The 10,076-nt window shown below is 70.1% G+C and carries 9 protein-coding genes; 3 read left to right on the top strand and 6 right to left on the bottom strand.

The genetic code is table 11. From position 1 onward, the window contains the following. Positions 1-639, top strand: a 639-nt coding sequence (locus tag GKQ77_RS19750; protein WP_219690249.1) for an ROK family protein, incomplete at its 5' end; no start/stop codon positions are given. A 429-nt stretch (positions 640-1,068) separates the two neighbouring features. Beyond that, complete coding sequence (ppdK, locus tag GKQ77_RS19745) at positions 1,069-3,825, top strand: pyruvate, phosphate dikinase (RefSeq protein WP_219690248.1); 2,757 nt, start codon at positions 1,069-1,071, stop codon at positions 3,823-3,825. A gap of 134 nt (positions 3,826-3,959) precedes the next feature. Here the strand turns inward: ppdK and GKQ77_RS19740 are convergent, their stop codons facing one another. From GKQ77_RS19740 to GKQ77_RS19730, 3 genes are read right to left on the bottom strand one after another with little or no spacing between them, the layout of a single operon-like run. Beyond that, on the bottom strand, positions 3,960-4,511 hold the full coding sequence (locus GKQ77_RS19740) for a hypothetical protein (RefSeq protein ID WP_219690247.1): 552 nt from the start codon (positions 4,509-4,511) through the stop codon (positions 3,960-3,962). Positions 4,512-4,522: 11 nt separating this feature from the next. Then, the gene (gene dusB, locus GKQ77_RS19735) at positions 4,523-5,656 is read right to left on the bottom strand and encodes a tRNA dihydrouridine synthase DusB (RefSeq protein WP_219690246.1); all 1,134 of its coding nucleotides are present in this window, start codon (positions 5,654-5,656) and stop codon (positions 4,523-4,525) included. A 31-nt stretch (positions 5,657-5,687) separates the two neighbouring features. Further along, positions 5,688-6,638, bottom strand: a complete 951-nt coding sequence (locus tag GKQ77_RS19730) for a helix-turn-helix transcriptional regulator (protein WP_219690245.1) — start codon at positions 6,636-6,638, stop codon at positions 5,688-5,690. Positions 6,639-6,739: 101 nt separating this feature from the next. Here GKQ77_RS19730 and GKQ77_RS19725 point away from each other — a divergent pair, with 101 nt between their 5' ends. Then, positions 6,740-8,161 (top strand): MFS transporter, encoded by a 1,422-nt coding sequence (locus GKQ77_RS19725; protein ID WP_308117717.1) that lies wholly within the window; start codon positions 6,740-6,742, stop codon positions 8,159-8,161. 36 nt (positions 8,162-8,197) lie between these two features. Here the strand turns inward: GKQ77_RS19725 and GKQ77_RS19720 are convergent, their stop codons facing one another. From GKQ77_RS19720 to GKQ77_RS19710, 3 genes are all read right to left on the bottom strand, one after another. Next, the gene (locus GKQ77_RS19720) at positions 8,198-8,938 is read right to left on the bottom strand and encodes a hypothetical protein (protein ID WP_219690243.1); all 741 of its coding nucleotides are present in this window, start codon (positions 8,936-8,938) and stop codon (positions 8,198-8,200) included. Positions 8,939-8,952: 14 nt separating this feature from the next. Next, positions 8,953-9,561, bottom strand: a complete 609-nt coding sequence (locus tag GKQ77_RS19715; protein WP_219690242.1) for an HAD family hydrolase — start codon at positions 9,559-9,561, stop codon at positions 8,953-8,955. A 107-nt stretch (positions 9,562-9,668) separates the two neighbouring features. Beyond that, positions 9,669-10,076: VOC family protein (locus GKQ77_RS19710; protein WP_219690241.1), on the bottom strand; the 408-nt coding region annotated here is incomplete at its 5' end.

Below are 10,076 nucleotides of genomic sequence, written 5' to 3'. Positions count from 1 at the left end.
CTCCCCATCCTCGTGGACAACGACGCCAACCTCATGGCGTACGGAGAGCAGCGCACCCACTACCCCCACTGCTCCGCCTTCGCCCTGATCAAGGTCTCGACCGGGATCGGCGCGGGCGTCGTCGTGGACGGCGCTGTCTACCGCGGCATCGACGGCGGCGCGGGCGACATCGGTCACGTCCGGGTGCCCGAGGGAGCGGACGCACTCTGCAAGTGCGGCTCCTACGGTTGTCTCGCCGCCCTCGCCAGCGGCCGAGCCCTCGCCCGCAGACTCACGGAGGCCGGCTTCCCCGCCGCCTCCGGATCGGATGTGCGCGCACTCCTGGACGCCGGGAACCCCACCGCGCTGGGGTTCGCGCGCGAGGCGGGCCGGCATGTCGGCGAGGTGCTCGCGACCGTCGTGACGCTCCTGAACCCCGGCGTTCTCATGATCGCGGGAGATCTGGCCGGAACCGCCTTCCTCACCGGCGTACGCGAACTCCTGTACCAGCGGGCCCTGCCCCGTTCCACCGCCCACCTGGACATCGTCACCTCGCGCCTCGGCGACCGCGCGGCGCTGATCGGCGCGGGAACACTGGTGGTGGAGCACCTGTACGCCCCGGAACGGGCGGAAGAACGGCTCGCCGCGCTCGGGGTGTGACGCCACCCCCGCGCTGTCTCCCGGAGTGAACGGCTGCGTCCGGATGGTGACATCCGAGCCCGTGAAACGGCGTGATTCTCGCCACCCCTGATAGCCCTTGCGCTCAGATGAGCACCCCAAGAGCACGTAAAGGGCGGCTGCACTTCTCCAAGGAGTGGCACTCAGTGCCAATGCTCGATCATTCATGAAGTGAACTCACATCTGAGATCTCATCGCTCGTTTGAGCGTTTACCAGGGTCTACGGGGGTTGCGAGTTCAACTCTTGAACACAGTCCCTCCCGCCCTCCCTACCGCCAAGTCACTTTCGATCTAGCGGCGGACGGGTGGTTACGGCCGCATGACGCACAAGTGGACGTACCCAGGCGCCTTCGATCTGGGTATGTTCCTCGCCGTCAGGGCAGCCACCGAGTCCTCGAGGAGTCGAGACCCGTGTCGGAAAACAAAGATCTCCACGTAGCTCACACGAGTGAGACGACCGAGGCGACCGAAGCGGTGAAGTTCGTTTACGACTTCACCGAGGGCAACAGGGACCTCAAGGACCTTCTCGGCGGCAAGGGTGCGAACCTCGCCGAGATGACCAACCTCGGGCTGCCCGTCCCTCCGGGCTTCACCATCACCACCGAGGCGTGCAAGACGTACCTCGACAGCGGTGAGGAGCCCACCGAGCTGCGCGACGAGGTCAGCGCGCACCTCGACGCCCTTGAGCAGAAGATGGGCAAGAGGCTCGGCCAGGCCGACGACCCGCTGCTCGTCTCCGTCCGCTCGGGCGCCAAGTTCTCCATGCCCGGCATGATGGACACGGTCCTGAACATCGGGCTCTCCGACAAGTCGGTGACCGGCCTCGCCAAGCAGTCCGGCGACGACCGTTTCGCGTGGGACTCCTACCGCCGGCTCATCCAGATGTTCGGCAAGACCGTCCTCGGCGTCGACGGCGACCTCTTCGAGGAGGCGCTGGAGAAGGCCAAGGAGGCCAAGAAGGTCACGATCGACACCGACCTCGAAGCGGCCGACCTGAAGAAGCTGGTCACCAAGTTCAAGAAGATCGTCAAGACGGAGGCCGGGCGGGACTTCCCGCAGGACCCGCGCGAGCAGATGGACCTCGCGATCCGTTCGGTCTTCGAGTCGTGGAACACCGACCGCGCCAAGCTCTACCGCCGCCAGGAGCGCATCCCGCACGACCTCGGCACGGCCGTCAACATCTGCTCGATGGTCTTCGGCAACCTCGGCCCCGACTCCGGTACGGGCGTCGCGTTCACCCGCGACCCGGCCAGCGGCCACCAGGGCGTCTACGGCGACTACCTTCAGAACGCGCAGGGCGAGGACGTCGTCGCGGGCATCCGCAACACCGTGCCGCTCGCCGATCTGGAGCAGATCGACAAGAAGTCGTACGACCAGCTCATGCAGATCATGGAGACCCTTGAGACGCACTACAAGGACCTCTGCGACATCGAGTTCACCATCGAGCGCGGCCAGCTGTGGATGCTCCAGACCCGCGTCGGCAAGCGCACCGCCGGTGCCGCGTTCCGCATCGCGACGCAACTCGTCGACCAGGGCCTGATCGACGAGGCCGAGGCGCTCCAGCGCGTCAACGGCGCCCAGCTCGCCCAGCTGATGTTCCCCCGCTTCGACGCGGACTCCAAGGTGCAGCAGCTCGGCCGAGGCATCGCCGCGTCGCCGGGTGCGGCGGTCGGCAAGGCGGTCTTCGACTCGTACACCGCGATCAAGTGGTCGCGTTCGGGCGAGAAGGTCATCCTGATCCGCCGCGAGACCAACCCCGACGACCTCGATGGCATGATCGCCGCCGAGGGCATCCTGACCTCGCGCGGCGGCAAGACCTCCCACGCGGCGGTCGTGGCGCGCGGCATGGGCAAGACCTGTGTCTGCGGCGCCGAGGAGCTTGAGGTCGACACCAAGCGGCGCCGCCTCACCGCGCCGGGCGGCATCGTCGTCGAGGAGGGCGACGTCGTCTCCATCGACGGCTCGACGGGCAAGGTCTACCTCGGTGAGGTGCCGGTGGTCCCCTCCCCCGTCGTGGAGTACTTCGAGGGCCGCATGCACGCGGGCGCCGACGACGCCGACGAGCTGGTCGCCGCCGTGCACCGGATCATGGCGTACGCGGACCGGGTACGGCGCCTTCGGGTGCGGGCCAACGCCGACAACGCCGAGGACGCGCTGCGCGCCCGCCGCTTCGGCGCGCAGGGCATCGGCCTGTGCCGCACCGAGCACATGTTCCTCGGTGAGCGCCGCGAGATGGTCGAGCGGCTGATCCTCGCCGACGCGGACGAGGAGCGCGAGGACGCGCTGAAGGAGCTGCTTCCGCTCCAGAAGCGGGACTTCGTGGAGCTGTTCGAGGCGATGGACGGCCTGCCGGTCACCGTCCGCCTCCTGGACCCGCCGCTGCACGAGTTCCTGCCGGACATCACGGAGCTGTCCGTCCGGGTGGCGCTCGCCGAGTCCCGCAAGGACTCCAACGAGAACGACCTGCGCCTGCTCCAGGCCGTCCACCGCCTGCACGAGCAGAACCCGATGCTGGGTCTGCGCGGCGTACGCCTCGGCCTCGTCATCCCGGGCCTGTTCACCATGCAGGTGCGCGCCATCGCGGAGGCGGCGGCCGAGCGGAAGAACGCCAAGGGCGACCCGCGTGCGGAGATCATGATTCCGCTCGTCGGCACGGTCCAGGAGCTGGAGATCGTCCGCGAGGAGGCCGAGCAGGTCATCGCCGAGGTCATCGAGTCCACCGGCGTCGACCTGAAGCTCGCGCTCGGCACGATGATCGAGCTGCCGCGCGCCGCGCTGACGGCCGACCAGATCGCGGAGGCGGCCGAGTTCTTCTCCTTCGGCACGAACGACCTCACGCAGACCGTCTGGGGCTTCTCGCGGGACGACGTGGAGGCGAGCTTCTTCACGGCGTACCTGGAGAAGGGCATCTTCGGTGTCTCCCCCTTCGAGACGATCGACAAGGACGGCGTCGGCAAGCTGGTGAAGGACGCGGTCAAGGCGGGCCGTGAGACCCGCCCCGACCTGAAGCTGGGCGTCTGCGGCGAGCACGGCGGCGACCCGGAGTCGGTGCACTTCTTCCACGAGGTGGGCCTGGACTACGTCTCCTGCTCCCCGTTCCGCATCCCGGTGGCCCGCCTGGAAGCGGGCCGCGCGGCCTCGCACTCGACGGGCAGCGACCACCGCTAGATCCATCCGAATAGATCCACCCGAACCCCGGGGCCGTCGCCGTGTCCCCGACCCTCAGTACCGATGCGGCGACGGCTCCGGCCCACGAGGAAGGGGCGGCACCCTGTGCGGGGGTGCCGCCCCTTCGGGCGTCTTCAGCGGGGGCGGATTCCGGCTCGGTGCTTCGCGATGTTCCGGGTCTTCCTGGTGTGGGCCGACTCGGCGAGCAGGGCCAGTACCTCCGGTGACGTCGACCTTTCGGCGAGGAGGCGCTGCATCCACGCCGTGGCCCGCGCCAGCTCGGCCGGTGTCGGCAGGTGACCGTCCTCGATGGACAGGCGGATCAGCCAGTCGTGGACGCGGCGGCGGATGAAGTCGCGGAACGCCGCCGTCCTGAGCCGGTCGGTCTCCGGCAGCAGTGCAGCCGACCACCGCCGGAACTCGGCGGGGCCGGCCATCTTCCTCGCGATCTCGTCCACGAGGGCGACCACCGCCGTCTTGGACGCCATCTCGTCGGGGTCGCGCAGGATCGTCGCCACGATCGCCCGGTCCCGGTCGCGGTCCCGGTCGCGGCTCCGCGAGGAAGCGATCACGGAGACGACGCGCTGGTACGCGGACGACCGGACGTGCCCGTCCGCGACGGCCTCGTCCACATCCACGTCCACGATGCCGGCCGCCGCGAGCAGCTCGGCCAGATCGGTGTGCAACGCGTCCTCCGTCACCCCCCGGACGTGTCCAGCTCCGCGTCCTCGCTCACGCCCGCGCAGTCGTAGGGGTCCTTCAGCCAGCCGTCCGGCAGGACCACGCGGTTGTTGCCCGAGGTGCGGCCACGGGGGCCGTCGGCGCCCACCGGCCACGGCTGGTCGAGGTCCAGCTCGCCCAGACCGTCCTCCAGTTCGGCCAGCGACGAGGTGACCGCCAGACGCTTGCGCATCTCCGAGCCGACCGCGAAGCCCTTCAGGTACCAGGCCACGTGCTTGCGGAAGTCGATGACGCCGCGCGCCTCGTCCCCGATCCACTCGCCGAGCAGCGTCGCGTGGCGGAGCATGACCCCGGAGACCTCGCGCAGGGTCGGGGCCGCCGGTGCGCCCGTGCCCTCGAAGGCGGCGACCAGGTCACCGAAGAGCCAGGGGCGGCCGAGGCAGCCGCGGCCGACGACGACTCCGTCGCAGCCCGTCTCGTCCATCATGCGGAGCGCGTCGGCGGCCGACCAGATGTCGCCGTTGCCGAGGACCGGGATCTCCGGGACGTGCTCCTTGAGGCGGGCGATGGCGTCCCAGTCGGCGGTGCCGCCGTAGTGCTGGGCGGCGGTGCGGCCGTGCAGCGCGATGGCGGTGACGCCCTCCTCGACCGCGATGCGGCCCGCGTCCAGGAAGGTGATGTGGTCGTCGTCGATGCCCTTGCGCATCTTCATCGTCACGGGGAGGGCACCCGCCCCGGCGACCGCTTCCTTCAGGATCGCGCGCAGCAGGTGGCGCTTGTACGGGAGCGCGGAGCCGCCGCCCTTGCGGGTCACCTTGGGGACGGGGCAGCCGAAGTTCAGGTCGATGTGGTCGGCCAGGTCCTCCTCCGCGATCATGCGGACGGCCTTGCCGACGGTGGCCGGGTCGACGCCGTACAGCTGGATCGAGCGCGGCTTCTCCGTCGCGTCGAAGTGGATCAGCTGCATCGTCTTCTCGTTCCGCTCCACCAGGGCGCGCGTCGTGATCATCTCGCTCACGAAGAGGCCCTTGCCGCCGGAGAACTCCCGGCACAACGTCCTGAACGGCGCGTTCGTGATGCCCGCCATGGGGGCGAGCACGACGGGCGGCGTTACGGTGTGCGGGCCGATCGAGAGGGGCTTGGACGGCATCGGGGCTCTCCGGGACGGACGACGGGACCCTCTATTGTCCCTCACTCCCCGACACCTCCGACGACGACGGTTCCGGCGACCGTCCCGAGGGCTCCGAGAGCGGTCCCGACGGCTCCGACGCCGGATCCGACAGCTCCGCCAGCCGCTCCAGCCGCTCCTCCGTCTCCTCGTCGGCCGGTACGTACGCGATAAGGCGGTGCGCCTGCGCCAGCGGGGCCATCCACAGCATGCGGTGCTCCAGTCTCAGCAGCCCCACCCTCGGGTGCTGGTACCGCTTGACGTGCGGGGACATCGTCGCCACCTCGTGCCGCTCCCACAGCTCGCGGAACTCCGCGGAGACCCCGAGCAGCCGGTCCCGCAGCTCCTTCCAGGCGGGCTCGGCGCCATGCTCGGCCATCGCCCCGCGGAACTTGGCGGTCAGGTCGCGCAGCATCTCGTCCCGGTCGAGGAACGTCTCGCGCCAGCGCCTGCTGGTGGCCAGGAGCCACAGGCAGTTGCGGTCGCGCGGCTCCATCGCGTCGAAATCGCCGAAGACGTGGGTCCAGGGGCGGTTGTGGGCGAGGACGTCGTAGCGGCCGTTCTGCACGGTGGCCGGGTAGGGGGCGATACGGTGCATCAGCCTGCGGACCGGCGCGGAGAGCGCGGTGCACTCGGCCTCGGGGCGCGGATCGACGGCCCCGGCGAGGGCGAAGAGGTGGGCGCGCTCGCTCGGGTCCATGAGCAGCGCCCGCGCGATCGCGTCCAGGACCTGCGCGGACACCTTGATGGGGCGCGCCTGCTCGAGCCACGTGTACCAGGTGACGCCCACCGCGGACAGCTGCGCCACCTCCTCGCGGCGCAGGCCCGGCGTCCGGCGCCGGGTGCCGCGCGGCAGCCCCGCCTGCTCGGGCGTGACGCGCTCGCGGCGGCTGCGGAGGAAGGCGGCCAGTTCCCGCCTGCGGATGTCGGCGCCGGGGTCCGCCGTCACGGCCGTGCTGGTCATGGATCAAGGCTGCCGCACACCGCAGCCTGTTTCCAGGTGCGTCTGGTACCAGGATAAAGAGGCTCTGGTACCCCCTTGGGCCCCGGCAGACCGTGGCATACGTGACTCCTGCGCCCCTCACCGAAAAGTCCACCCGGACCGATGCCCTGACCCCGCTCGGCCTGCTCACCGTCCTCCTCGGCGCCGCCCTCTCCAGCATCGACTTCTTCATCGTCAACGTCGCCCTGCCCAGCATGGGACGCGACCTGCGCGCCTCCCCCGCCACGCTGGAGATGGTCGTCGCCGGTTACGCGGTCGCGTACGCCGTGCTGCTCGTCCTCGGCGGCAGGCTCGGGGACACCTACGGACGCGGGAAGCTCTTCCGGTGGGGCGTCGCCGCCTTCGGCCTGACCTCGCTGGCCTGCGGGCTCGCGCCCGGCGCTTGGTGGCTGGTGGGGGCGCGCGTGGCGCAGGGCGCGGCGTCCGCGCTGATGCTGCCGCAGGTCCTCGCCACCATCCACGCCACGACGCGGGGCGAGCGGCGCGCGAAGGCCGTCGCGCTGTACGGCTCGGTGAGCGGGCTCGGGGTCGTACTCGGGCAGGTGCTCGGCGGCGTCCTGGTCGCCGCCGACCTCGCGGGCACCGGCTGGCGCATGGCGTTCCTGGTGAACGTGCCGGTCGCGGTGGCCGCCCTGCTCTGCGCGGTGCGCGCGGTGCCGGACAGCCGCGCCGAGCGGCCCCGGCGCGGCGACATCGGCGGCACGCTCCTGCTCGGCGCCGCGCTGACGGCCCTGCTGCTCCCCCTCTCCGAGGGGCGGGCCACGGGCTGGCCCCTCTGGTCGGTGCTGCTGCTCGCCGCCGCACCCCTGTTCGCCTGGGCGTTCGCGGCCGTCGAGCGCCGCGCGGAGAACACCGGGGGCAGCCCGCTGCTGCCGCCGTCGCTGCTGCGCGAGCCCGGCGTACGCAGGGGCCTCGTCCTCGGTCTGCCGATCTTCATCGGGTTCAGCGGCTGGATGTTCGTCAGCGCGGTGACGCTCCAGCAGGGGCTCGGCTACGGCGCGCTCAAGGCGGGCCTGACGCTGGTCCCCATGGGGCTGGCGCAGTTCGCGGCGTCGATACTCGCTCCGGGGGTGGCCGCGCGGTTCGGCGGCCGGGCGATGGGGGTGGCCGCGCTGGTGCATGCCTCGGGCCTGGTGATCCTCGCCCTGACGGCGCTGTGGGTGCCGTGGTCCTCGCTCGGCCCCCTGGCCCTCGCGCCGGGCCTCGCCGTGTGCGGCCTGGGCCAGGGCGTCGAACTGGCCCTCTACTACCGGATCGTCCTCGCCGCGGTGCCGGCCGCCCGGGCGGGCGCGGGCAGCGGTCTTGCGGCGACCGTGCAGCAGTCGTGCCTGGCGGTGGGCGTGGCGACGGTCGGCTCGCTCTTCCTCGCGCTGGCGGCGGGCCCGGGCATGCGGGAGGCGTTCGCGATCGTGCTCGGGGTGCAGGTGGTGGGGCTGCTCGGGCTCGCGGCGCTGAGCCTGCGGCTGCCGAGGCGGCTTGCCTGAGCGACGAGCCCGCTGATCGCAGCGGCGGCCGGAGACCTACGCCCCGTGCGAATGCAGACGGATGGCGATCCAGCGTTTACGGAAGAAGAGAAGAAAACTGATCTCGATCGTCAGCGAGTACACGACCACCAGGGCGGCGCAGAGGACCGGAGGAAAGACCGCCGCCTCTTCGGCCGCCTGTGTCAGGTAGATCCCGCCCAGGAATTCGCCGAAGACTCCGGTGCTGAGTATGAAGAGGACCGTCGCGATATACGGGTAACCCATGTGCGTGCTCTGCGAGTACAGCGACTTTTCCCAGGTAAGGTGCTCGCCTCCCCCCAGGAGCTCATTGATGCGTCCCTCCAGGAGCCGTACGCCCTGGCCGGCACGTTGGGACCGGTGGTATTCCCCGAGCCACACCAGGGCGCTCGCCTTGGAGGCGATGGGGACGAAGAGCAGGCTCACCAGGATCAGCAGGGAGCGCGGGACGTCCGAGGCGAGGAGGGCGGCCAGGATGAGGCTCAGCGAAGTGAACGCGAAATTCATGACCTGGATGCGGTTCGAGATCGCCTGGAGGCTTTCCTGGCGGAGGGTCGCGTACTCCGCGAGCCGCGCGTCGAGCTGATTGCGCAGCGCCTCAGGACTTACCAGTGACGGCGGCGGCGGCGGCTGTGGCTGTGGCTGTGGCTGCGTCTGGCCGGGAACGCGACCGCCGGGTGGTGGGGAAATCACGGCCGGGTCGATCCAGCCGGGCGGCAACTCCCCCGGTAACGGCCCGTGCGGTGGATCTACGGTCATCCGGCCTCCCTGAGTTACGAGAACGTCGGCAGAGGGGTCGATTCGGAGAGGGAGTAACGGTAAGTCCTGAACCCGACCTCGGCAGCCCGCCGCACGTTTCCCTGGCGGTCCTCCACGACGAGACCGGCCGGGGGCGGGACCATCCGGGCCGCGCACTCGAAAAGTCCTGCCCCCGGAGTCGACTTGCTGACCCCGAGGGCGTGGGAGACGAAGACGAGATCCGGATCGATGTAGTCACCGAGGCCGAGCCACTTCCATTGCTTGGCGAACCAGAAACTGGTGTTGTTGGAGATGATCCCGATCCGGTTTCCCGCGTCCTGGGCGGTCTTCAGCATGAGGTCGGCGCTGGGGTTCCGGTGGAGCAGGCGCGTCTCCAGCTCCTCGACCTGGTCCCGGGTGATTTTCTCCCCGGTCACCGCGCCCAGATCCTGCCAGTACTCGTCTTCCTCGTATTCGGCGACGCTGAATTTCTCCCACAGCCGCCGCGCCGCCGTCGATACGAACTGGCGGTCCCAGCCGCGCATATCGGCCAGGCCCTTCCCCGGTGTGAGGAGAAGGGTCTCCCAGGGGTCACAGAAGAGAACATTCCCGATGTCGAAGAGAACCACCGAAGAGTTCTTCATTCCACCCGTCCCAGAGATGACATTTTCCAGGACGCTAGCAATACCGACTGGTGAGCACAAGAAGAGGTGCGGGCAGGGCCCCGCCTCCAGACACGCCTACGGCCCTCCTACAACCCCTCATCCGTGGGCCGGTGTTCCACGTACTCGATGAGCGTGCCGTCGCGGTGGCGGGCCGTGAAGCCCGCGCCCGTGGGGACCTTGACGAGAGGGTCCGTGATCTCCGCGCCCTCTGCCGCGAGACGGTCCAGGTACTTCTGGGCCGAGTCGACGAGCAGCGTGCCGTTCGTCGCGCGGAACGGGGCCAGCGTCTCCTCCGTGCCCTCGATCAGGAGGAAACCGCCGACCACGGCGAGGGCGAGGTTCTTCTCCGGGTACGTGAACCACATGTCGCGTTCCGTGCCGAGCAGGCGCTCGTAGGAGGCGGCGACGGCGTCCAGGGTGCCGGGGCCCGTGTAGACGCGGATGAGGGGGCGGGGTTCCGCCAGGGCCGAGGAGTCGTTGTGGCGGCGCCACAT

The sequence above is a fragment of the Streptomyces anatolicus genome (assembly GCF_019400875.1).
Lineage (GTDB): Bacteria > Actinomycetota > Actinomycetes > Streptomycetales > Streptomycetaceae > Streptomyces > Streptomyces anatolicus.
Note: the sequence above shows the minus strand (reverse complement) of the source record. Positions and strands in the feature narration are given on the sequence as shown.